Source organism: Streptomyces sp. NPDC091287, from assembly GCF_044768525.1.
Taxonomy (GTDB): Bacteria; Actinomycetota; Actinomycetes; order Streptomycetales; family Streptomycetaceae; genus Streptomyces.
Genome location: NZ_JBIVUV010000030.1, coordinates 51262 through 74541, shown reverse-complemented (window position 1 = coordinate 74541; position 23280 = coordinate 51262). Strand labels below are relative to the sequence as shown.

General features: G+C 70.4%; 21 protein-coding genes and 1 riboswitch. Of the genes, 14 read left to right on the top strand and 7 right to left on the bottom strand.

What is annotated here, in order from left to right; translation table 11 throughout:
* The first annotated feature begins 204 nt into the window (after positions 1–204).
* From ACIQRW_RS36260 to ACIQRW_RS36215, 10 genes are all read left to right on the top strand, one after another.
* Positions 205–807, top strand: a complete 603-nt coding sequence (locus tag ACIQRW_RS36260) for a CDP-alcohol phosphatidyltransferase family protein (protein WP_403769049.1) — start codon at positions 205–207, stop codon at positions 805–807.
* Between the two features lie 120 nt (positions 808–927).
* Complete coding sequence (locus ACIQRW_RS36255) at positions 928–3423, top strand: sugar phosphate nucleotidyltransferase (RefSeq protein ID WP_403769047.1); 2496 nt, start codon at positions 928–930, stop codon at positions 3421–3423.
* Between the two features lie 97 nt (positions 3424–3520).
* On the top strand, positions 3521–4435 hold the full coding sequence (locus ACIQRW_RS36250; RefSeq protein WP_403769045.1) for a DUF881 domain-containing protein: 915 nt from the start codon (positions 3521–3523) through the stop codon (positions 4433–4435).
* Positions 4432–4764: a small basic family protein gene (locus ACIQRW_RS36245; RefSeq protein ID WP_003970459.1), complete on the top strand. Its 333-nt coding sequence runs from the start codon at positions 4432–4434 to the stop codon at positions 4762–4764. The genes ACIQRW_RS36250 and ACIQRW_RS36245 overlap by 4 nt, the downstream gene beginning before the upstream one ends.
* A gap of 5 nt (positions 4765–4769) precedes the next feature.
* On the top strand, positions 4770–5579 hold the full coding sequence (locus ACIQRW_RS36240) for a DUF881 domain-containing protein (protein WP_403769042.1): 810 nt from the start codon (positions 4770–4772) through the stop codon (positions 5577–5579).
* A gap of 190 nt (positions 5580–5769) precedes the next feature.
* Positions 5770–6549: an FHA domain-containing protein gene (locus ACIQRW_RS36235; protein ID WP_329358720.1), complete on the top strand. Its 780-nt coding sequence runs from the start codon at positions 5770–5772 to the stop codon at positions 6547–6549.
* A 42-nt stretch (positions 6550–6591) separates the two neighbouring features.
* The gene (locus ACIQRW_RS36230) at positions 6592–7335 is read left to right on the top strand and encodes a MerR family transcriptional regulator (RefSeq protein WP_403769039.1); all 744 of its coding nucleotides are present in this window, start codon (positions 6592–6594) and stop codon (positions 7333–7335) included.
* Positions 7336–7388: 53 nt separating this feature from the next.
* The gene (locus ACIQRW_RS36225; protein WP_003970463.1) at positions 7389–7862 is read left to right on the top strand and encodes a bifunctional nuclease family protein; all 474 of its coding nucleotides are present in this window, start codon (positions 7389–7391) and stop codon (positions 7860–7862) included.
* A 168-nt stretch (positions 7863–8030) separates the two neighbouring features.
* On the top strand, positions 8031–8657 hold the full coding sequence (locus ACIQRW_RS36220; protein ID WP_265602831.1) for a MerR family transcriptional regulator: 627 nt from the start codon (positions 8031–8033) through the stop codon (positions 8655–8657).
* A 113-nt stretch (positions 8658–8770) separates the two neighbouring features.
* Positions 8771–10228 carry a DNA polymerase IV gene (locus tag ACIQRW_RS36215; protein ID WP_403769037.1) on the top strand — a complete coding sequence of 486 codons (1458 nt, stop codon included), beginning with the start codon at positions 8771–8773 and terminating at the stop codon, positions 10226–10228.
* Here ACIQRW_RS36215 and ACIQRW_RS36210 read toward each other — a convergent pair.
* On the bottom strand, positions 10150–10521 hold the full coding sequence (locus ACIQRW_RS36210) for a PRC-barrel domain-containing protein (RefSeq protein WP_403769034.1): 372 nt from the start codon (positions 10519–10521) through the stop codon (positions 10150–10152). The two genes, ACIQRW_RS36215 and ACIQRW_RS36210, sit on opposite strands and share 79 nt — an antisense overlap.
* Positions 10522–10653: 132 nt before the next feature.
* A riboswitch (glycine riboswitch) is annotated at positions 10654–10751 on the top strand.
* A gap of 193 nt (positions 10752–10944) precedes the next feature.
* Here ACIQRW_RS36210 and gcvP point away from each other — a divergent pair.
* Positions 10945–13830 carry an aminomethyl-transferring glycine dehydrogenase gene (gene gcvP, locus ACIQRW_RS36205; protein ID WP_403769031.1) on the top strand — a complete coding sequence of 962 codons (2886 nt, stop codon included), beginning with the start codon at positions 10945–10947 and terminating at the stop codon, positions 13828–13830.
* Between the two features lie 103 nt (positions 13831–13933).
* Here gcvP and ACIQRW_RS36200 read toward each other — a convergent pair whose 3' ends face one another.
* Both ACIQRW_RS36200 and ACIQRW_RS36195 read right to left on the bottom strand, forming a co-directional pair.
* The gene (locus ACIQRW_RS36200) at positions 13934–14140 is read right to left on the bottom strand and encodes a DUF5999 family protein (RefSeq protein ID WP_403769028.1); all 207 of its coding nucleotides are present in this window, start codon (positions 14138–14140) and stop codon (positions 13934–13936) included.
* Positions 14141–14470: 330 nt separating this feature from the next.
* Positions 14471–15055, bottom strand: a complete 585-nt coding sequence (locus ACIQRW_RS36195) for a hypothetical protein (RefSeq protein WP_403769025.1) — start codon at positions 15053–15055, stop codon at positions 14471–14473.
* Between the two features lie 484 nt (positions 15056–15539).
* On the opposite strand from ACIQRW_RS36195, the gene ACIQRW_RS36190 reads away from it, so the two are divergent.
* A complete protein-coding gene (locus tag ACIQRW_RS36190; protein WP_403769022.1) occupies positions 15540–17045 on the top strand; it encodes a glutamate--cysteine ligase in 1506 nt (501 codons plus the stop codon).
* 53 nt (positions 17046–17098) lie between these two features.
* On the opposite strand, the gene ACIQRW_RS36185 is transcribed toward ACIQRW_RS36190, so the two are convergent.
* The gene (locus ACIQRW_RS36185; RefSeq protein WP_403769019.1) at positions 17099–18889 is read right to left on the bottom strand and encodes a substrate-binding and VWA domain-containing protein; all 1791 of its coding nucleotides are present in this window, start codon (positions 18887–18889) and stop codon (positions 17099–17101) included.
* A gap of 185 nt (positions 18890–19074) precedes the next feature.
* Here ACIQRW_RS36185 and ACIQRW_RS36180 point away from each other — a divergent pair, with 185 nt between their 5' ends.
* Positions 19075–19854 carry a CPBP family intramembrane glutamic endopeptidase gene (locus ACIQRW_RS36180; RefSeq protein ID WP_403769057.1) on the top strand — a complete coding sequence of 260 codons (780 nt, stop codon included), beginning with the start codon at positions 19075–19077 and terminating at the stop codon, positions 19852–19854.
* A gap of 60 nt (positions 19855–19914) precedes the next feature.
* Here the strand turns inward: ACIQRW_RS36180 and ACIQRW_RS36175 are convergent, their stop codons facing one another.
* On the bottom strand, positions 19915–20736 hold the full coding sequence (locus tag ACIQRW_RS36175) for a PhzF family phenazine biosynthesis protein (RefSeq protein WP_403769016.1): 822 nt from the start codon (positions 20734–20736) through the stop codon (positions 19915–19917).
* Between the two features lie 66 nt (positions 20737–20802).
* Here ACIQRW_RS36175 and ACIQRW_RS36170 point away from each other — a divergent pair, with 66 nt between their 5' ends.
* Complete coding sequence (locus ACIQRW_RS36170) at positions 20803–21069, top strand: dihydrofolate reductase family protein (RefSeq protein WP_403769013.1); 267 nt, start codon at positions 20803–20805, stop codon at positions 21067–21069.
* A 16-nt stretch (positions 21070–21085) separates the two neighbouring features.
* Here the strand turns inward: ACIQRW_RS36170 and ACIQRW_RS36165 are convergent, their stop codons facing one another.
* Entirely contained in the window at positions 21086–22342 is a 1257-nt protein-coding gene (locus tag ACIQRW_RS36165; protein ID WP_403769010.1) for an MFS transporter, read from the bottom strand.
* Positions 22343–22794: 452 nt separating this feature from the next.
* Positions 22795–23190 (bottom strand): RidA family protein, encoded by a 396-nt coding sequence (locus tag ACIQRW_RS36160; RefSeq protein WP_403769055.1) that lies wholly within the window; start codon positions 23188–23190, stop codon positions 22795–22797.
* Positions 23191–23280 lie beyond the last annotated feature (90 nt).

Here is a 23280-nt window from a genome sequence, read left to right as displayed (position 1 = left end):
TACTGCAGGGGGGACCCTGTGGGAGAGTAGGACGCCGCCGAACAATTTTTCCGGGAAAGCCCCGCACCTTTTGGTGCGGGGCTTTTCTGCGTTCCAGGACCTTTGGCGTACCCTCTTCGACCTCCACCCCCGTGCACCGGACGGGGGAAGCTGAGGGTAGGGTCAGGGGGCATCATTGGCACGTTCTTCACAGGAGGCCCCCGGGTGGAGGTCCAGGAGACTCGGGTCCAGACGGACCGGGTCCTCACCATCCCCAACATCCTCAGCATGGCTCGCCTTGTCGGGGTACCGCTCTTCCTGTGGCTGATTCTTCGCCCCGTGTTCGGAGGGCCCAACAGCGACAACTGGGCGCTGCTGGTGCTGATGCTCAGCGGCATCAGCGACTACCTCGACGGGAAGCTGGCCCGCAAGTGGAACCAGATCAGCAGCCTCGGCCGGCTCCTGGACCCGGCGGCTGACCGCCTCTACATCCTTTCCACCCTTGTGGGCCTCACCTGGCGTGAGATCCTGCCCCTCTGGGTCACCGCGGCGCTTCTCGCCCGGGAACTGATGCTCCTGGTGATGGTGGCCATCCTGCGACGCCACGGCTATCCGCCTCCGCAGGTCAACTTCCTCGGAAAAGCTGCAACCTTCAACCTGATGTACGCGTTCCCCTTGTTGCTGCTCAGCGACGGGAGTGGTTGGCTGGCCACACTGGCAGCTGTCTTCGGATGGGCGTTCGCAGGATGGGGTACAACGCTCTATTGGTGGGCAGGAATCCTCTACGTGGTTCAGGTCCGCCGGATCGTGAAGGCGGACACGCAGTAGCCGATTGAGCTCGTTGATGCGGTGCCGCGCAGTGTGGCCGGCCCGCGGCAGATGGTGTGAATGATGCCCCGACGGGCGAACTCGGCTAACCGTCGTCTCTTTTAGGAGGACGTTTCCGACATGAAGGCCGTCGTGATGGCTGGCGGCGAAGGCACACGCCTTCGCCCCATGACCTCGAGCATGCCCAAGCCGCTCCTGCCCGTGGCCAACAGGCCGATCATGGAGCACGTCCTGCGCCTGCTCAAGCGGCATGGGCTCAGTGAAACCGTAGTGACCGTCCAGTTCCTCGCCTCCCTCGTCAAGAATTATTTCGGGGACGGCGAAGAGCTCGGGATGGAGCTCACCTATGCCAACGAGGAGAAGCCACTCGGCACCGCGGGCAGCGTGAAGAACGCGGAAGAGGCGTTGAAGGACGACACGTTCCTCGTCATTTCCGGTGACGCGCTCACCGACTTCGACCTCACCGACCTCATCGCGTTCCACAAGGAAAAGGGCGGGCTCGTCACCGTCTGCCTGACCAGGGTTCCCAATCCCCTGGAGTTCGGGATCACCATCGTGGACGAGAACGGTCAGGTCGAACGGTTCCTGGAGAAGCCGACCTGGGGACAGGTCTTCTCGGACACCGTGAACACGGGCATCTACGTCATGGAGCCCGAAGTATTCGACTACGTCCAGGCCGACACCTCGGTCGACTGGTCCGGAGACGTCTTCCCTCAGCTGATGAAGGAGGGCAAGCCCATCTACGGCTATATCGCCGAGGGCTACTGGGAGGACGTAGGCACCCACGAAAGCTATGTGAAGGCCCAGGCGGACGTCCTGGAGCGCAAGGTCGACGTGGAGCTCGACGGCTTCGAGATCTCCCCCGGCGTGTGGGTCGCCGAAGGAGCTGAGGTCCACCCCGACGCCGTGCTGCGCGGACCGCTGTACATCGGCGACTACGCCAAGGTCGAGGCGGACGTCGAGATCCGCGAACACACGGTCGTGGGGTCGAACGTCGTCGTCAAGACGGGTGCCTTCCTCCACAGGGCCGTGGTGCACGACAACGTCTACATCGGACAGCACAGCAACCTCCGGGGCTGCGTGGTCGGCAAGAACACCGACATCATGCGCGCGGCCCGGATCGAGGACGGCGCCGTCATCGGGGACGAATGCCTGGTCGGCGAGGAGTCGATCATCCAGGGCAACGTCCGGGTGTACCCGTTCAAGACGATCGAGGCCGGCGCGTTCGTCAACACCTCGGTGATCTGGGAGTCCCGAGGACAGGCGCACCTCTTCGGGGCGCGCGGGGTCTCCGGAATCCTGAACGTCGAGATCACCCCCGAACTGGCCGTACGGCTGGCCGGCGCCTACGCCACGACCCTCAAGAAGGGCTCGACGGTCACGACCGCACGTGACCACTCCCGAGGCGCCCGCGCCCTCAAGCGGGCCGTCATCTCGGCCCTCCAGGCCAGCGCCATCGACGTCCGGGACCTGGAGAACGTCCCCCTGCCCGTGGCGCGCCAGCAGACCGCCCGGGGCAGCGCCGGCGGCATCATGATCCGTACGTCGCCCGGGGTGCCCGACTCGGTGGACATCATGTTCATCGACGAGCGAGGCGCGGATCTCTCACAGGCGCAGCAGCGCAAGCTCGACCGGGTCTACGCACGCCAGGAGTACCGCAGGGCCTTCCCCGGCGAGATCGGGGACCTGCACTTCCCGTCCAGCGTGTTCGACTCGTACACCGGGTCCCTCCTGCGGAACGTCGACGTCACCGGCATCGCGGACTCCGGACTCAAGGTCGTCGTCGACGCCTCCAACGGCAGCGCCGGGCTCGTCCTGCCCAGCCTGCTCGGGCGGCTCGGCGTGGACGCGCTGACGATCAACCCCGGACTCGACGAGGCGCGGCCCACCGAGTCCGCCGACACCCGGCGGGCCGGTCTTGTGCGGCTCGGCGAGATCGTGTCCTCCGCACGGGCGGCCTTCGGAGTGCGGTTCGACCCGGTGGGCGAGCGACTCTCGCTCGTCGACGAACTGGGCCGGATCATCGAGGACGACAGGGCCCTGCTGGTGCTCCTGGATCTCGTCGCCGCCGAGCGGCGCAGCGGTCGTGTCGCCCTGCCCGTGACGACCACGCGCGTCGCCGAGCAGGTGGCGGCCTACCACGGCACCCAGGTGGAGTGGACGACCACCTCGCCCGACGACCTGACCCGGGTGGGCCGTGAAGAGGACACCATCTTCGGAGGAGACGGGCGCGGCGGGTTCATCGTTCCCGAATTCAGCAGCGTATTCGACGGGAGCGCCGCCTTCGTCCGGCTCATCGGGCTCGTCGCGCGCACCCAGCTCACACTGAGCCAGATCGACGCCCGGATCCCCCGGGCGCATGTCCTGCGCCGCGACCTGGCGACCCCGTGGGCCGTCAAGGGGCTCGTCATGCGCCGGGTCGTCGAAGCGGCCGGCGACCGCAGCGTGGACACCACGGACGGGGTCCGTGTGGTCGAGGCGGACGGGCGGTGGATCATGGTCCTGCCCGACCGGGCGGAGGCCGTCACCCATCTGTGGGCGGAAGGCCCGGACGACGCCTCGGCCCAGGCACTGCTCGACGAGTGGGCCGCGGTGGTGGACAGCGCCGGGGACTGACGCGAAGACGGTGCGCCGCGACGCCCCGGGCAGGGGGTCGCGGCGCACCGGTGGGGCCATTCGGCGGCAGCCGCGATGACGTGCGACGATGTGCGGCATGTCGCAGCAGTCCCCCGATCGGAGCACCGCCCCGCCGCCCGCACGCCCCGACGCCTCCATGTCGCTGCTGAACAACGTGATGGACCACAGCCTCGACGACGGGTACGCGGAGGCCTCCGCGCGGCGCAGGGCCGACGGGAGCGCCGGGCTGCCCCGTACGCTCAAGTCGAAGCTCGGCCTGGCCGCCGGACTGGTGGTGGCCGCCCTGGTGGTCACCCTCGGCGCCGCCGAGGCGCGGATCTCCGCGCCGGTCGTCGCCAAGGAGCGCGAGGAGCTGATCGACCGCATCGACGCGGAGACAGAGGCCGCGGACACGTTGGAGTCCGACGTCGACGCGCTCCGCCGCGATGTGAGCGAACGTCAGCGCAAGGCACTTGAGCAGCACGGCGGGGACCAGGGGCAGCTGGTGGCGCTGCTGGCCGGAGCGACGCCGGTCGACGGCCCCGGCGTGAAACTGGTCGTCGACGACGCGAAGGACACCGACCAGGGCGGCGGCGGGCCGCGCGAGTCGACGGGCTTCGCCGACACCGGGCGGGTGCGCGACCGGGACATGCAGCGGGTCGTCAACGGCCTGTGGGAATCCGGGGCCGAGGCGATCGCCATCAATGGGCAAAGGCTGACGGCGCTGTCGGCCATCCGGGCCGCGGGCGACGCCATACTGGTCGACAACAGACCGCTCGTACCGCCGTACACGGTGCTCGCGGTGGGGGACGGCAAGAAGCTCGCGACCGCCTTCCAGGACAGCGCCGACGGCCAGTACCTTCAGGCGCTCAAGGAGAGCTTCGACATCCGCACCAGCATCTCCGATCAGGCGGAGGTGCGGCTTCCGGCCGCGCCGAGCCTGATCGTCCGTACAGCAGAGCCGAAGGCCGCCGGCAGTGGTGCGGCAGACACAGGGAAGGGCACATCGTGATCGCCGTACTGGGCCTCGTCGTGGGAGTCGTGGTCGGACTGTTGGTCCGGCCCGAGGTACCGGCGGTGGTCGAGCCCTATCTGCCGATCGCGGTGGTCGCCGCGCTCGACGCCGTCTTCGGCGGTCTGCGGGCCATGCTCGACGGCATCTTCGTCGACAAGGTCTTCGTGGTCTCCTTCCTCTCGAACGTCGTGGTGGCCGCGCTGATCGTCTTCCTCGGCGACAAACTGGGTGTCGGCGCTCAACTCTCCACCGGTGTGGTGGTCGTGCTGGGCATTCGGATCTTCTCCAACGCCGCCGCGATCCGCCGGCACGTCTTCCGGGCTTGAGGCCGATGAACAACGACGAGAATCCCCGCAGCGAACAGCCCGAGGGCGGCGCGTCCGCCGTCCCCGACGTTCCCGCGCCGCCGCCCGCCACGGAGGTGTCCGGTCGGCAGAGGCTCAAGGCGGGCCTGTGGCCGCCGCGGCTGAGCCGGGCCCAACTGATCGTCGCCGTGCTGCTGTTCGGGCTCGGTCTGGGGCTTGCCATCCAGGTGCGGTCCACCAACGACGACAGTGCGCTGCGCGGCGCCCGTCAGGAGGACCTGGTCCGTATCCTCGACGAGGTCGACGACCGGACCCAGCGTCTGGAGGACGAGAAGCAGCGTCTGGACGATCAGCGCACCGAGCTGGAGACCAGCTCCGACCAGGCCGAGGAGGCCCGGAAGCAGACGCTGGAGAAGGAACGCCAGCTCGGTATCCTCGCGGGCACCGTGGCGGCGCAGGGCCCCGGCATCACGCTGACGATCACCGACCCCTCGGGGGCGGTCGCACCCGACATGCTGCTCGACGCCATTCAGGAACTGCGGGCGGCGGGGGCCGAGGCGATCCAGGTCAACGGGGTGCGGGTGGTGGCCAACACCTATTTCTCCGGCGACGCCGGGAAGGTCCAGGTGGACGGGGAGAAGATCGAGGCGCCGTACGAGTTCACGGTGATCGGCAAACCGCAGGATCTGGAGCCCGCCCTCAACATTCCCGGCGGTGTGGTCCAGACGCTGGAGAAGGAGCAGGCCACGGTGCTCGTGGAGCGGTCCGACGACATCGTCGTCGATGCCTTGCGACCGGCGCAGCGGCCTGACTACGCTCGGTCGTCATCCCCGTGAGCCGGGCGAGCGTGGGGGCCGGTGGAGCGGGTCGGACGGTTGCGGGGGGTCGGCGCACCGGATTGGTGGTGCGTGGTGGAAACTGTCGGGTGGATACGGACGTTGTGAAGATGTCCGGGTCGGCAGGTGTGTTCAATCAGGGTTCGTCCTGCCCCACGGGCGGGTCTATGTCGGTCAAGGGGAATCGCCCGTGAAGTTGTTTGCGAAGTTGTTCGGGAAGAGTGCACGCGAGGACAGCAACAGTGCTGCCCGCCACCGCGCGCCGCGCCACGGTCAGGGCGAGGAGCAGGAGGCGGAGCGTCCGCTCTTCCGCGACGAGGTGTCCGGTGCCCCGGGGGGTGACGGCGTGTCGTCTGTTGACCCTGCCGGTGCCGGACGCATAGGTTTCGGCGAACCATCAGCCTCGAGTACGGGTGGAGGGTTCACCCCGGAGGGCTCGTCGATGCCGGTCTGTACGAGGTGCGGTCACCGCAACGCGGAGGCCAGCAGGTTCTGTTCCAACTGCGGCGCACCGCTGCGGGGCGGGGTCCCCGAGCGTCCCTCGGAGACGACGTCCACCATCTCCATCTCCGGCCTCGAGGCGTACGAGGCGGAGGCGACGGGTCAGACCGCTCTGCCCTCGCTCTCCCCGGAGGCCCAGGCCGCGGTCGACGCGCTGCCCGGAGGCTCGGCGCTGCTGGTCGTGCGGAGGGGCCCGAACTCCGGAAGCCGCTTCCTGCTCGACAGCGACCTGACCACGGCCGGCCGTCACCCGCAGAGCGACATCTTTCTCGACGACGTGACCGTGTCGCGGCGTCATGTGGAGTTCCGCAGGAGTCCGGACGGTAGCTTCACCGTGGGTGATGTCGGCAGCCTCAACGGCACCTACGTCAACCGTGAGCGCATCGATTCGGTCCAGCTGTCCAACGGCGACGAAGTCCAGATCGGAAAGTACCGCCTGGTCTTCTATGCGAGCCCGCGGGGCGTGTGACCAGCCCCCGGACTCCGTCCGGGGGGACCCCGAGGAAGGCCCATGCTGCGAACACCGACAGGCGGTGCCGGACACGGCACCGCCACCGCGGAAGCGCGCCCGATGAGCATCGGTACGGTGCTCATCCAGCTGCGCGACGAGTTTCCCGAAGTCACCATCTCCAAGATCCGGTTCCTGGAGGCCGAGGGGCTCATCGAGCCGCAGCGCACTCCTTCCGGATACCGGAAGTTCGCCCCGCGTGATGTGGAGCGCCTGGCCCAGGTGCTCCGCATGCAGCGGGACCACTACCTGCCGCTGAAGGTCATCCGGGAGCACCTGGACGCCCTGGCCCGGGGGGAGCAGCCCGTGCTGCCCTCGCCCGGCGAGCGGCGGGACCTGGCCGACGGGGTGTGGGAGACCGGCTCCGGGACGGCGACCGTCGCCCGGATCGGACGGGCCGAGCTGCTCGCGGCGGCCGAGGTCGACGAGGACCGGCTGGCCGAGTGGGAGTCCTACGGACTGATCGTCCCCGCCCCCGAGGGCGGCTATGACGCCGAGATGGTGACGGTCGCCAAGCTGGTGGCGGACCTCGGGCGTTTCGGCCTGGAACCGCGTCATCTTCGGGCCATGCGGGCCTCAGCCGACCGGGAGGCGGGGCTGGTGGAGCAGCTGGTCGCGCCCTTGCGCCGGCACCGTAATCCGCAGACCAGAGCCCATGCCGAGGCGACCGCGAACGAGCTCGCCGAGCTGTCCGTACGGCTGCACGCGGCACTCGTACAGAGCGCTCTGCGCAGCCGTCTGCACTGACCTCGGCGGAGCCCGACTACCCAAACATGGCGAGCACGTCCTAGGGTTGCTGTGTGAACGAGCTCGACGTTGTCGGTGTCCGGGTGGAAATGCCCTCCAACCAACCGATCGTTCTCCTGCGTGAAGTGGGAGGCGACCGGTACCTCCCCATTTGGATCGGTCCTGGGGAGGCGACCGCGATTGCCTTCGCCCAGCAGGGCATGGCTCCCGCCAGGCCGCTGACCCATGACCTGTTCAAGGATGTGCTCGAGGCCTTGGGCCAGGAGCTCACCGAGGTCCGCATCACGGACCTCCGCGAAGGGGTCTTCTATGCGGAGCTCGTCTTCGCCAGCGGAGTCGAGGTGAGCGCCCGGCCCTCCGACGCCATAGCGCTCGCCCTGCGGACCGGCACGCCGATCTACGGCAGTGACGGCGTGCTGGACGATGCGGGCATCGCGATCCCCGACGAGCAGGAGGACGAGGTGGAGAAGTTCCGCGAGTTCCTCGATCAGATCTCTCCGGAGGACTTCGGTACGAACAGTCAGTGACCGTCCCGCAGGGGTGCTGTCAGCGCATCCGACAAGCCTTTCCCGGAAACGAGACACGGGAAACCACCCTCAGGGTGATTATCACTCGGCGTGCCGAGTGTGGCGATCGTTGACGCACCCCGAGTGACTGCCTACCTTCGAGTGGGCAGGTCAAGGACGGAGGTCGGCGTGAGAAGCAGCGGCGACGGTACGGCGGCGGGTGGGCCGTATCCGCAGCACGGCAGTGGAGCCGACCACGCCATCAGGCAGCCGGTTCAACCGGCAGCGGTGGCAGCGGGCGGCGTGGCAGCGGCGAGCGATGCCGGCGACATCGGCTATCGCGGACCGACGGCGTGCGCGGCGGCGGGGATCACCTACCGCCAGTTGGACTACTGGGCCCGTACGGGACTGGTCGAGCCCAGTGTGCGCCCGGCTTACGGGTCGGGGACCCAGCGTCTCTACAGTTTCCGGGACGTGGTGCTCCTCAAGATCGTCAAGCGGTTCCTGGACACCGGGGTCGCCCTGCAGAACATCCGCACCACGGTCCAGCATCTGCGGGCCCGCGGTTTCCAGGATCTTGAGCGCATGACGCTGATGAGCGACGGAGCCACGGTCTACGAGTGCTCCTCGCCCGACGAGGTCGTCAGCCTGCTCCAGGGCGGGCAGGGAGTCTTCGGGATCGCCGTCGGCGTCGTCTGGCGGGACGTGGACGCGGCGCTCTCGCAGCTGCACGGCGAGCGGGTCGACACCGGCGAGACGCTCGTCGGCCACAACCCCGCCGACGAGCTGGCGCGGCGCCGCAACCGCGCCGTCTGAGCACCCCGGAACCACAGCACGGCGGGAAGCACGAACAGGACGACGGGCCGGTCCGGCACCCCACGGGGCGCCGGACCGGCCCGTTGTCAGTGCCGTAGGGCAGCATCGACGGTGTGAGACCCGCGCCCACCATCCTTCACCTGGACATGGACGCCTTCTACGCGTCGGCGGAGCAGGCGGCCAAGCCGAGCCTGCGCGGCAAGGCGGTCGTGGTGGGCGGCCTCGGACCGCGCGGAGTGGTCGCCACCGCCTCGTACGAGGCCCGGCGCCTGGGCGTGCACTCGGCGATGCCCACCGCACAGGCCCGGCGGCTCGCACCGAACGCCGCCTACCTGGTGCCTCGCTTCTCGCTGTACCGGACGGTGAGCGACCAGGTGATGGAGCTCCTGGGGCGGCTGTCGCCCCTGGTGGAGCCGCTCAGCCTGGACGAGGCCTTCGTGGACCTGGAGGCCGGCGGGACGGCCGACGACGCGGCGTCGGCCCGTGCGACGGGTGAAGGACTGCGGACGGCCATCCGCGCGGTGACCGGCCTCAGCGGATCCGTCGGGCTGGCCGATTCCAAGATGCTCGCCAAGATCGCCTCCGAGGAGGCCAAGCCCGACGGACTGCTGCTCATCGAGCCCGGCACCGAGCGTGAGCTGCTCGCCCCCAGGTCCGTGCGCATCCTGCCGGGGGTCGGCCCGGCCACCGGCGACCACCTCAGACGCGCCGGGATGACCACCGTCCACGATCTGGCCGAGGCGGGCGAGGCGGAACTCGTACGGCTGGTCGGCAAGGCCCACGGCCACGGGCTCTACCGGATGGCGCTGGGGCTCGACGACCGGCCGGTGGTCGCCGAGCGGGACGCCAAGTCCGTATCGGTGGAGGACACCTTCGACGTGGACCTGCACGACCGGGTGCGGGTGCGGGCCGAGGTGGAGCGGCTGGCCGTCCGGTGCGTGGAGCGGCTGCGCGCCGCCGACCGGTCGGGCCGCACGGTGGTGCTGAAGGTGCGCCGCTACGACTTCTCCACGCTGACCCGCTCCGAGACGCTCAGAGGCCCCACGGACGACCCCACAGTGGTCCGTGAGGCGGCGGGGCGGCTGCTGGAGTCCGTCGACACCACGGGGGGCGTACGGCTGCTGGGGGTCGGTGTGACGGGGCTGGCCGACTACACCCAGGAGGACCTGTTCGCCCAGGCCGCCGACGCCCGGGAGCTCGCTCAACGGGCCCAGGAGGAGCACCGGGCGCCGGGGGAGGGCGAGGAGGAGAACGTGGCGGCCGAGCCCGAGCCGGACAGCGCGGAACTGCTCGCCGCGCGGCGCTGGCCCGCCGGGCACGACGTGCACCACGAGGAGCACGGGCACGGCTGGGTGCAGGGGAGTGGCGTGGGCCGCGTCACCGTCCGGTTCGAGGAGCCGTGGAGCGCACCCGGCCGGGTGCTGACGTTCCGCATCGACGACCCGCTGCTGCGGCCCGCCGACCCGCTGCCGCTCGTCCGTGACGCGGCCGACTACTCCTCCTGGCCCGCCAGCCTGCCGAAGTCCCGGTCGGGCGCCGACTGCTCCGAGGGTGGGGAGTCCAGCCCGTAATGGCGGTAGAGCTGCAGTTCCTGCTCGGGCGAGAGGTGCCGGCCGACGCCGAAGTCCGGCGCGCCCTTGATCAAGGCGCGGTCGAAGGGGACGCGCAGCGCGTCCTCGACGAATTCGCTGGGCTCCAGGGGGACGAAGGCGTCCCTGCTGAACAGGCCGGTGCGGACGGCCGCCCACTCGGGCACGCCCGTCGCGTCGTCGAGATAGACCTCATCCACCGTTCCGATCTTGGCGCCCTTGCGATCGAATGCCTTGCGGCCGATCAGGCGGCGCGGATCGATATCGGTCTGCACGGTGCCTCCCACTGGTCGCAACTGCTCAGGGTGGACGCTGTCGCTCCACCAGCACCACACAAGTGCAGATCCGTGGCGTCGGCCACTCGAGAACTCCGGCGCAGTGGCCGCTGGTAGGCTGGCTGTGGCTGCTGACCCCGTGCGGGAGAGTCCTCCGGTGGAGAATCCGGAGGCGCCGAAGGAGCAACTCCTCCCCGGAATCTCTCAGGCCCCCGTACCGCACGGACGAGGTCACTCTGGAAAGCAGGGCGATTCCGTGCGGGCGCAGGCCCAGGCGGACTCGACCCTCACCGACGGTGAAAGTCGGCACGCCCCCGGGCGGGCCGGTGAAGCTCTCAGGTTGAGATGACAGAGGGGGAGGCCGTTCGGGCACCCGCGCCGTGGTGCCCCTCGCAGGTCGTGACAGACCAGGAGGCCTCCACCATGACCCCCCGTCGCACTCCGCTCTCCCAGCTGGAGCAGGGCATTCCGTTCGAGCAGCGCCACATAGGGCCCGACGCCGGAGCCCAGGCGAAGATGCTCGCCCAGGTCGGCTACGGCTCCCTGGACGAGCTCACCGCCGCCGCGGTGCCCGACGTGATCAAGAGCGCGGAGGCCCTGAACCTTCCCTCGGCGCGCACCGAGGCGGAGGTCCTGGCCGAGCTGCGGTCGCTGGCCGACCGCAACGAGGTGCTGGCCCCGATGATCGGCCTCGGCTACTACGGCACCTTCACGCCGCCCGTCATCCTGCGCAACGTCATGGAGAACCCCGCCTGGTACACGGCCTACACGCCGTACCAGCCGGAGATCTCCCAGGGCCGCCTGGAGGCCCTCCTCAACTTCCAGACGATGGTCGCCGAGCTGACCGGGCTGCCCACCTCCGGCGCCTCGCTGCTCGACGAGGGCACCGCGGCCGCCGAGGCGATGGCCCTCGCCCGGCGCGTCGGCAAGGTCAAGAAGGGCGTCTTCCTGGTCGACGCCGACACCCTGCCGCAGACCGTCGCGGTGATCGAGACCCGCGCCGAGCCCACCGGTGTCGAGGTCGTCGTCGCGGACCTGAGCGACGGCATCCCCGCCGAGATCGCCGAGCGCGGCGTCTTCGGCGTCCTGCTCCAGTACCCGGGCGCTTCCGGTGCCGTGCGCCCCATCGAGCCCGTCATCGAGCAGGCCCACGAGCTCGGCGCGATCGTCACCGTCGCCGCCGACCTGCTGGCCCTCACGCTGCTCACCTCGCCCGGCGCGCTCGGCGCCGACATCGCGGTCGGCACCACCCAGCGCTTCGGCGTCCCGATGGGCTTCGGCGGTCCGCACGCCGGCTTCATGGCGGTCCGCGAGAAGTTCGCCCGGTCCCTGCCCGGCCGCCTCGTCGGCGTCTCCGTCGACGCCGACGGCAACAAGGCCTACCGCTTGGCCCTCCAGACCCGCGAGCAGCACATCCGTCGCGAGAAGGCCACCAGCAACATCTGCACCGCGCAGGTCCTGCTCGCCGTCATGGCCGGGATGTACGCGGTCTACCACGGCCCCGACGGGCTGCGGACGATCGCCCGGCGCACCCACCGCTTCGCCGCGATCCTGGCCGACGGACTGCGGAGTGCCGGCGTCGACGTCGTGCACGGCGCGTTCTTCGACACCCTGACCGTGCGCGTCCCCGGAAAGGCCGCGGCCGTCGTCGCGGACGCCCGGGAGCGCGGCGTCAACCTCCGCCTCGTCGACGCCGGCCAGGTCTCCATCGCCTGCGACGAGACCACCACCCGTGCGCAGATCTCCGCCGTCTGGGCCGCCTTCGGCGCCGAGGGCGACATCGAGGCGCTGGACGCGACGGTCGCCGACGCGCTGCCCGAGGGGCTGCTGCGCTCCGACGACATCCTGACCCACCCGGTCTTCCACCAGCACCGCTCCGAGACCGCGATGCTGCGCTACCTGCGCAAGCTCGCCGACCGCGACTACGCGCTGGACCGCGGCATGATCCCGCTCGGCTCCTGCACCATGAAGCTGAACGCGACCGCCGAGATGGAGTCGATCACCTGGCCCGAGTTCGGCGCGCTGCACCCCTTCGCCCCGGCCGACCAGGCGCAGGGCTTCCTCTCCCTCATCCGTGAGCTGGAGGAGCGCCTCGCCGAGGTCACCGGCTACGACGCGGTGTCCCTCCAGCCCAACGCCGGCTCCCAGGGCGAGTTCGCGGGACTGCTGGCCGTCCGCGCGTACCACCGGGCCAACGGCGACGACCAGCGCACCGTCTGCCTCATCCCGTCCTCCGCGCACGGCACCAACGCCGCCAGCGCCGTCATGGCGGGCATGAAGGTCGTCGTGGTGAAGACCGCCGACGACGGCGAGGTCGACATCGCGGACCTGCGCGCCAAGATCGAGCAGCACCGCGACGAGCTGGCCGTGCTCATGATCACCTACCCGTCCACGCACGGGGTGTTCGAGGAGCACGTCGCCGAGATCTGCGGCGAGGTGCACGACGCGGGTGGCCAGGTCTACGTCGACGGCGCCAACCTCAACGCGCTGGTCGGGCTCGCCAAGCCCGGCAAGTTCGGCGGCGACGTCTCGCACCTGAACCTGCACAAGACCTTCTGCATCCCGCACGGCGGCGGCGGCCCCGGCGTCGGCCCGGTCGGTGTCCGCGCGCACCTCGCCCCGTACCTCCCCAACCACCCCCTCCAGCCCGCCGCGGGTCCGGAGACCGGTGTGGGCCCGATCTCGGCCGCCCCGTGGGGCTCGGCGGGCATTCTGCCGATCTCGTGGGCGTACGTCCGTCTGATGGGCGGCGAGGGGCTCAAGCGGGCCACGCAGGTCGCCGTGCTGGCCGCGAACTACATCGCCAAGCGCCTGGAGCCGCACTTCCCGATCCTGTACAACGGCCCGGCCGGCCTCGTCGCGCACGAGTGCATCGTGGACCTGCGCCCGATCTCCAAGGCGACCGGCGTCTCCATCGACGACGTGGCCAAGCGCCTGATCGACTACGGCTTCCACTCGCCGACCATGTCGTTCCCGGTGGCCGGCACGCTGATGATCGAGCCGACGGAGAGCGAGAACCTCGCGGAGCTCGACCGGTTCTGCGACACCATGATCGCGATCCGCGCCGAGATCGAGAAGGTCGCCTCGGGGGAGTGGAGCCAGGACGACAACCCGCTGAGCAACGCCCCGCACACCGCGGCCGCGCTCGGCGGCGACTGGGACCACGGTTACAGCCGCGAGGAGGCCGTCTTCCCGGCCGGGGTGTCCGCCGCGGACAAGTACTGGCCGCCGGTGCGCCGCATCGACGGAGCCTTCGGCGACCGGAACCTGGTCTGCTCCTGCCCCCCGCTGGACGCGTACGACGACTGAGACAGGCTGCGGTAGGGCGTGAGCCGTGAGCGGTGCACGCCGGACATGCGTCGGGGCCGGTGCGGAGATCTCTCCGGGCCGGCCCCCGTTCGTCGGCCCGTCCTCAGGCGGCCTTCACCACGCGGCCGGTTGCCGGAGTCCGGTGCGGGGCGATGATCTGCCCGTCGGGCAGCAGTTCGCCGGTGTCCTCGAAGAGCAGGACGCCGTTGCACAAGAGGCTCCACCCCTGTTCGGGGTGGTGGGCCGTCAGGCGGGCGGCCTCCCGGTCGGGTGAATCGGCAGTGGGGCAGGGTGGCTGGTGCTGGCACATGGATGGGTTCTTTCGCTGCGTCGAGTCGAGTGTCCTGCGGCTGGATGAGGTGTTCATGGCCGCCCCCGTATCAGTCGGTCCGGTCCCAGTGTTGCCTTACGGGGAAGATTCCGCAGGGATTTGGCTGCAGCACCCGTACTCCTCTCATGACGCATCACCCGCGCGGACGGTTCACCGCAACTGCACTGTCCCTTTGGGTGGTTCGGGGTGGCCGGATGGGGCTAGTCCGAGTGGGCAGCACCGTGCCCCCGCAGTGACCCCTGCCCCGCCCGGTGTTCGGGCGGGGCAGGGCGGGGTCGCTACGGGGGCGCTGTGCCGGGGTGGCGCCGGTCAGGCCGAACTGAGGAGCGGGCCGGGGGCCACGCGCAGCGAGATGACGGGCAGCAGATCGGCGACCCGGTACGGGCGGTGGGCGGCGATGCCCGGCGGGGCCGGCGCCAGGGGTACCAGGACGTCCGTCGGCGCGAGCATTCCGCCGGCGGGATCGGCCTCGGTGTCGCCGTGCAGCCAGAGCGTGAGCATGTACAGCTCCGGGATGGACAGCAGCCGGGCCTGGCAGGCGGTGGACGACCCCTCCGCCTGTCGGAGGGCCAGTTCGGTCGAGGCGAGGTAGGGCCCCTCGAAGAAGTGCGAGAAGACCCAGCCGTCGGGCGTGAGCACGGTGTCCGCCGCGGCGACCGCGCGGCCCTCGCTCCGGATCAGGAAACGCCAGGCCGCGAGGCGTGTCAGAGGTGCCGTCCTGGTGGGCGCGATCCGGTCCAGCACATGCACGGGAAGCGGTAGCTCGGGGCTCAGCGGTCCCTGGACGGACCGGAGAGCGGATGTTCGGGCCTCGCGGACGGCGGTGGGAGAACCGAGGGCCGCGAGAACACTGCGCAGGGCGGGCGCGGGAGCCGGGGGAACATGCAGCGGCATAGTGGGTCGCCTCTCACTTCGGAGACACGGTGGCGCTTGGGCGGGTGCAGACGGCGCTGTCGGCATGCGGGCCGGAGACGGCCGGTGACGGGCGAGTGGTAGCAACTCTCTGCCTCGTTGAGCGGAGTTTATATGACGCGTGTTCACACAGTGTTTCCACTAGCGGTCGGAGATATGTCGCGCAAGGCGTCATCCGGCCTTCGAATTGTGGTATTCCTGGTGATTTGAACTGCCGTTGGCAACCCCGACCTGGCGTTCTTCCGGTGGAGCGGTCGGCTGAAACTCGTCGGTGTTTTCACCGCGCATACTCCGGCCGAAAATATGGGGAACCACATGCCTCCGGAATGTGCCCCCGGTCTCCTTCCATCAGACTATCGGGTATCGGGGGCCCGTGGGGGCGTTACGGATCACTCCCGCTGGGCATTATCGATCGTGATGCGAGCGGCCTGGGCCGCGGGCCGCCCACTGGAGGAGGGACCCCTCGATGGGGGAGAAGGTCGTGGCGGAAGCCTTTGACCTGTCCGATCGACAGGCGTACCGCGCCAAGCTCAACCAGTGCCTGGAGGGGCTGGGCAGACTCCTGGCGGAGCGGAGGTTCGACCGTCCGCGGAACCTGATGGGGCTGGAGATCGAGCTGAATCTCGCGGGTTCCGACGGGATGCCCCGGATGATGAATCAGCAGGTGCTCCAGCGCATCGCGAGCCGGGATTTCCAGACCGAACTGGGGATGTTCAATCTCGAAGTGAATATCGTCCCGCACCGCCTCGGCGGCCGGGTTTTCGATCAGCTCGCGGAGGAGTTGCGGACCGGCCTCGCCTATGCGCACCGCAAGGCGGGGGAGGTGGACGCGGGGATCGTGATGATCGGAATCCTGCCCACCCTGGGGGAGCACGACGTGGTGTCCGCGAATCTCTCGGACGTGGACCGCTACACCCTGCTCAACGACCAAATGGCGGCCGCCCGGGGGGAGGATTTTCTCCTGGATATCGAAGGCGTCGAGCGGTTGGTCTGTACCTCTCCCTCCATCGCCCCGGAATCGGCCTGTACCTCGGTACAGCTGCATCTCCAGGTGACGCCCGCCCGGTTCGCCGACGTGTGGAACGCCGCCCAGGCGATCACCGGCGTCCAGATCGCGCTGGGCGCCAACGCCCCCTTCCTCTTCGGCAAGGAGCTGTGGCGGGAGTCCCGGCCGCCGCTGTTCCAGCAGGCCACCGACGTACGGCCGCCGGAGCTGGCCAACCAGGGCGTGCGCCCCAGGACCTGGTTCGGGGAGCGCTGGATCGGCTCCGCCCACGAGCTCTTCGAGGAGAACCTGCGCTACTTCCCGCCGCTGCTGCCGATCTGCGACGACGAGGATCCCCTGAAGGTGCTGGACGAGGGTGGGGTGCCCCAGCTGGCCGAGCTGGTGCTGCACAACGGCACCGTCTACCGCTGGAACCGTCCGGTGTACGGGATCGCCGACGGCGTTCCTCATCTGCGGGTGGAGAACCGGGTGCTGCCCGCCGGGCCGACGGTCACCGATGTGATCGCCAACGCCGCCTTCTACTACGGGCTCGTACGGGCGCTCGCCGAGGAGTCCCGGCCGGTGTGGAGCAGGCTGCCGTTCGAGGCCGCCGAGGAGAATTTCACCGAGGCCTGCCGGCACGGCATCGAGGCCGAGCTGCTCTGGCCGCGGTCGGGCCGCTCCGGCGGGCTGGCCAGGATCCCCGCCGTACAGCTGGTGCTGGAGGAGCTGCTGCCGCTGGCCGCCGCGGGGCTGGACGCCTGGCACATCGAACCCGCCGACCGGGACCGCTATCTCGGGGTGATCGAGGAGCGCTGCAAGCGGCGCGTCAACGGGGCCTCCTGGCAGGTGGCCACGTACCGCCGGGCCGTGGACGCCGGGCTGGGGCGGGACGCGGCGCTCGCGGCCACCACCCGCCGCTATGCCGAGCTGATGCACGCGGGGGAGCCGGTCCACACCTGGCCGGTGGGCTTCCCGGCCCCCTGAGGCCCCCGGGAAGCCGGCGCCGGTGACGGGCCCGGCGCCGGCTCCCGGGCCGGTCACTCCTGTGCGACGAGTCCGTTCTGCCCGGCAGCCATGATGGCCTGGAGGATCACCGCCTGGATCTCGGCCGGGTCGCTCACCTCGTAGCCGTCGCCGCCGGTGACCCGCGCGATCTCGGCGACCTCGCCGCGGTCCGCGTCCGGGCCCACCGCGATCGCGATGACCGGGACCGGGCGCTCCGGGTCGCGGAGCGCCTTGAGCTCCGCGATGAGCCCGCTCCGCGAGATGCTCCGCTCGTCCTGGTTGGAGCCGTCGGTGAGGATCACCAGGGCGTTGAACTTGCCCTTCCGATACGTCGACCGGGCTTCCTTGTACGAGGCCAGCGTCGTGTCGTACAGCCCGGTCGCGCCATCGGGCACCGGCTGCAGCCCCGCGAAGGCGGCTGTGAGCTTCTCCCGGTGGGTCCCACCACCCTTGACCGGGTCGCCGAGCCGCTTCGTCGGCATGAGCCGCCGGTAGTCCTTGTCGCCGTCGAGCGTGGTGGCGAACTCCCACAGGCCGATCTCGTCGTTCGGGGTGAACTGCCCCAGCGCCTGGATCAACGACTCCTTGGTGACGTCCATCCGGGACTGGCTCCGGCCCGGGACCAGCGTCGCCATGGAGCCCGAGGCGTCGACCACCGTGGTCAGCCGGGCGCTCTGCACGGTGATCGTCCACATCCCGAGCGTCTCCCGGAGCTCCTTCGCCGAGGGCGCCTCGGCGGCCGGTGTGGCGTACGGCTGGGGCTTCCTCCCTCCGGCCGCCGCGACGACGGAGTCCTCCGCGCTCCCGTCACCGGCCCGGAACCCGTGCTCGGCGAAGGCGGCCCGGGCGTCCCGGTCACCCAGCAGGGTCATGAAGCGCAGGGCCGCGCGGGACTCCGCGACGCTGAGTTCCGCCCCGTTGACCAGGGTGTACGGGTAGTCCAGCAGCGGAGTGCCGTCCTGCGGGTAGAAGAGGTCCAGCTCGCCACCGCCGGTCGCCTCCGCGTTGTGCGCGAAGGCCGCCTGCTCGGAGATCAGGACCGCCTGGTTCCGCTTCGGATTGCCCTCCTCCGCTCCGGACGTGCTCCGCGCCAGCGTCTCCAGGACCTGGGCGTCGCCGTCCGACATCCGCTCGGCGAGCACCTTCGCGGTCTGGGCGGCCCGGGTGTCGCTGTCCCCGCCCTGCCGCGCCGACGAGGCGCCGATGCCGACGAGCGCCAGCAGTCCGGTGGCGCTGCGCGCCGGGTCCGCCGCGCCGAGGCGGACCCGGTCGGAGCCGAGCGCCGCGACCAACTCGGACCAGGAGTAGGTCTTCTCGGGCCAGCCGAGCTTCTGGGAGGCCGACGGCACCATGGCCAGCGCCACGGGGGAGGAGGCCACCGAGTCGGACGGGGAGACGGGAATGCCCTCGCCCAGCCCCTTGGCTCGCTCCAGCCACAGTTCGGAGTCGGGCAGCCAGACCTGGAAGTCGGGCTTCTCGTCCCCCGCCGCGAGGGATTCGGCGACCTTGTGCGAATCGCGGGCCAGCACCTCCACGACCAGACAGCGGCCGTCGGTTCTCATCTCGTCCGCGGGCGCCTGTTCGGCTATGGAGCGCACGGCGGGGGCGATGTCCGGGGAGGCCACCACGGACAGCCGTACGGCGGACTCCTCGCAGGACCGGGAGAACGACAGCAGGCCGGCCTTGGCCGCCACGGCCGTCCCGGTCGCCACGGTGAGGACGAGCAGGGTGGCGATGGCGACCGTACGACGCCGTCGCCGGGGGCTCGGGTGATCCCGGCGTCCTTCCGCCGCGTGGCTGTCGGGCAAGCTATGACGTCCCATGTCGGTGGCGCCCCTCGTTGAGGATGGAACAAGGAAAAGGGGGACCGCACCATCAGCGATGGTGGTCGTCCCCCGGCCTGTCGCGCATGATCTTCGTACCTTTATTCGAGACCCTAGTGCGGTGGTCGGTGGGATGAGACGTGATTGCAGAACAAAAGGCAGGTGTACAGGTGGAGGCCGGGCGCGTGGCTGATTCTTTTCCCCAAGAGGCCGTGTCACGAAGGATCTTGCGGTCCGAGGTGCTGCTGGTCCTGGCGCTCTCGCTGGGCGCCAGCGCGGTGTCCTCCCTTATCAGTTTTGTCGGATCGCTGACCAAACCGGGAGGTTTGAAGGACCAGGCGGCGACGCTCAACGGCTCGTACGCTCCGGACCGTCCATGGCTTGATCTGTCATGGCAAATGTTCGGAATCGCAACGGCTCTGGTGCCGGTCGCGCTGGTCGCGCACCTGCTGATCCGGGAAGGAGCGGGGCTGCGGGCCATCGGATTCGACGTGGCGAAACCCTGGTTCGACCTCGGCCGCGGAACCCTCGTCGCGGCCGGCATCGGCAGCGCCGGCCTCGCCTTCTACCTGGTGGCCCGCGCCACGGGATTCAACCTGACGGTCGTCCCCGAGTCCCTGCCCGAGGTCTGGTGGAAATTCCCCGTACTGATCCTCTCGGCGATCCAGAACTCCGTGGTGGAGGAGGTCATCGTCGTCGGCTATCTGCTGCGCAGACTCGGACAGTTGGGCTGGACGCCGATGGCCGCGCTGGTGGCCAGCTCCGTGCTGCGCGGGTCGTACCACCTGTATCAGGGGATCGGCGGCTTCATCGGCAACGTGGTGATGGGCGTCGTGTTCGTGCTGCTCTACCGGCGCTGGGGCCGGGTGGGTCCGCTGGTCGTCGCGCACGCGCTCCTGGACATCGGGGCGTTCGTCGGGTACGCCCTGCTCGCGGGCCGGGTCGACTGGCTGCCGACGCCCTGAGCGCGGTGCCATCAAGGCCGTGACGGGGTGCGCCGGAGAGCCGGCGCACCCCGACGGCCGTCAGAGCGTGGTGAGCAGTTCGCCGTCGATCACCGTGACCGCCGTGCCGGTCAGCAGGGTGCGCTCGCCGCGCAGCGCGGTGCGGACCAGCCCCGAGCGGGCGGACGCCTGGAGGCCGGTGAGGTCGTCGCGGCCGAGGCGGGCCGACCAGAAGGGGGCCAGCGCGGTGTGGGCGCTGCCGGTGACCGGGTCCTCGTCGATGCCGACGCCCGGGAAGAAGCCGCGCGAGACGTAGTCGTATCCCCGGGCGGGGTCCTCGGCGGCGGCGGTGGCGATGACACCGCGCCGGGAGTGGGCCGCCAGCGCGGCGAAGTCCGGGGCGAGCGCCCGTACGGCCGCCTCGTCGCGGAGCTCGACGAGCAGGTCGCCGATGTGCTCACCGGTGTCGTGCACCGAGACGGGGTCCGCCCCGAGGGCGTCGGCGAGGCCGTACGGCACCGGCTCCTCGGTCAGCGGGGAGGTGGGGAAGTCGAGGGTGAGAGTGCCGTCCTGCCGGGCGGTCGCGGTCAGGATCCCGCAGCGCGCGGCGAAGCGCACCGGGCCCGTGGCCAGACCCGTCGTGTGCAGGACGTGGGCGGCGGCGAGCGTCGCGTGCCCGCACATGTCCACCTCGGTGGCCGGGGTGAACCAGCGCAGTGCCCAGTCGGCCGTGCCGCCCGGCGGCAGCGGGTGGGCGAAGGCCGTCTCGGAGAGGTTGACCTCGGCGGCGATCTCCTGCAGACGTGCGTCGGCCGGGAACGTACCGCTGTCCAGCAGGAGTACGCCGGCGGGGTTTCCGGAGAAGGGGCGGTCGGTGAACGCGTCGACGATGCGAATCCTCATGGGACGACCGTAGATCGCCGGGGCGGCGGCGGGCCAAGGCCAATTCCGGGTCGCCGGCCCTCGACGGTGCTGACGGACGACCCCGTCGAGGAGGTTTGCCGGCTCAAGGCCGGGGAGGGCGGCAAGGTCATCGTCCTCACCGGCAGCATCACCCTGGCCCACGCGCTGATCGCGGCCGGGTCGGTCGACGCGTACCGCCTCTTCGTCCACCCGGCCGTCCAGGGCCACGGCCGGCGTCTCTTCCCCGAGGGTTACGAAGTCACCCGGCTGCGGCTCCTGGAATCGAGGGCGTTCCGCAGCGGGATCACCCTGCGGCGGTACGCCCCGGCCTGACCCCGCCGGGAGTACCTCACGCCTGAGGGGCCGGAAGCACCCGTCCCAGGCGAGCGAGCGGGGACACGGCCATCAGGACCGGTGACAGCATCATGCCCGCGGCCGACACCAGGAGGCCGGTGCGCAGACCCCACCCCTGTGCGAGGAGGCCGCCGAGCAGCGAGCCGAGCGGGGTGAACCCCATCCCGACGAAGGTGATCGTCGCGGCCGCGCGCCCCTGCATCCCGTCCGGTGTGACGGCCTGCCGCACCGACATGACCGTGACGTTCACCAACTGGCTGAACGTCCCGAACACGAAGTTGACGGCAAGGAGCGCGAGGACCGTCGCGGTCGAGGGGCCGTGCAGGGCCGGTACGCACAGCAGCGCACCGTTGCCGAGCAACGCCGCGGACACGAGCACGACACCGTGGCCGAACCGGCCCGGCAGCCGTGCGGCCAGGACCGAGCCCAGGAGCGCGCCCGGACCGGTCGCCGCGAGCGCGAGGCCCACGGTGACGCCCGTCAGCCGCAGTTCGTGCGGGAGGAAGAGCAGATAGACGGTCATCGTGGCCGCGAAGGAGAGCTGGAAGGCGGCAGAGGCCAGGCACACGGCCCGCAGCCAGGCGTTCTTGGCGACGAAGCGAAGACCTTCCCGGATCCGGCGCCGGACCGGGGAGGCGCGCTCCGGTACTGGTGCCACGCGCCCGGGTACGGCTTCGGGGCGGCGGATCCGCCTCAAAGACCCGAACGACACCGCGAAGAACAGCGCGCCGGCGGCTGCGGCGACCGGGGCCGACAACAGCGACACCAACGCGCCGCCGAGCGCGGGGCCTCCGATCTGCGCCGCGGACCGGCTGCCCTCCAACGCACTGTTGCCCCGAACGAGTTGATCGCGCCGCACCATCCGTACGAGGGACGCCTGGTACGCCACGTCGAAGAGGACCGACAGGGCTCCGACGGTGAACGCCACCACGAACAGCGCGGGCAGACCGAGCAGTCCGAGGAGCCCGGCCACGGCGGCCGCCCCCAGGGCCACGGCGCGGCCGGCGTCGGTGAGCACCATCACCGTACGGGCCCGCCACCGGTCCACCCACGCACCGGCGAGGAGCGAGAGCAGCAGGATCGGCGCCTGCCCCACGGCGCGGAGGGCGCCCAACTGGCCCGCGCCCGCGTCGAGCGTCAGGACGGCGTAGAGCGGCAGCACGACGAGCGTCGTGTGTTCGCCGAGCTGGGAGGCCGTCTGACCCGCCCAGAGCCTGCGGAAGTCGGCGTCCCGCCAGGGACCTGACGGCACGGCCCTGCCGGAATCCGGTACGCCGGAGGAAGGGGCGGGGGAGGAAGGAGAGGGGGAGGAGGTGGGCTGCACAGGAACCTCTGGGGTCGCCGGGCACGAGACCCGCGGCCCGGCGCACGAAAGCGCACCCGGGCGACCGGGCGGGAAAGGGCTCGCTGTGCCGCGACCTCAAGGGGCAGCACGCGATGACGGGCAGTCTGGCTATGACGTCAGCGCGCGCTCGGACGACCGGGCATGTCTCTCCGCTCCTGGTGGGTTACTCGTCGCCCGGAACGCTAGCGCCCCGCAGGCGGGGGCGAAAGGCGATTACGGGAGGGCGCGCTCGGGCTCGGACGGGTGCGACCGGGCGGTGCCCCTCGGCGTCCGCGATGCAAAGCACCGGAGATCGGCTCACCGCCCGTACCACTCCCGCCGGTTCGGACGACGGGAACGGTACGGGCGGTGAGGCCGCTTCACGCGACGGCGGTGCCCTCGAGCTCGACCAGCTGGCCGGGGACCGCCAGGCGCGTCACCCCGAGCAGGGTGCTGGCCGGTGCCACGTCGGCCGCGCCCAGCCGCCCCGCCAGTACGCCGTAGTGCCGGTGGAGCAGATCGACGTCGGTCGTATAGACGTTGAGGCGAACGAGGTTCGCGAGAGACATGCCCGCCTCGCTCAGCACGGCCTCCAGGTTGTCGATGCTCAGCGTCAACTGCGCCGCCATGTCCCCGTCGTGCTGGGGCTTGCCGTCGTCGCTCATCGAGGTCTGCCCCGAGACGTACAGGGTCCGGGTCTGCCCGGAAACGACTTCACCCTGGTTGAACCCCAGGTCCACCGACCACGTCACCGGGTTCACGGCCGTTCGTTCCAGTGCCACTTCAGCTCCATTCGATTCATGGGAGTGCGGAGGTCCGTCGGCCGGCGGTCGCCGGCCTCGACGTCGTACGGGGGAGCCTTCCAA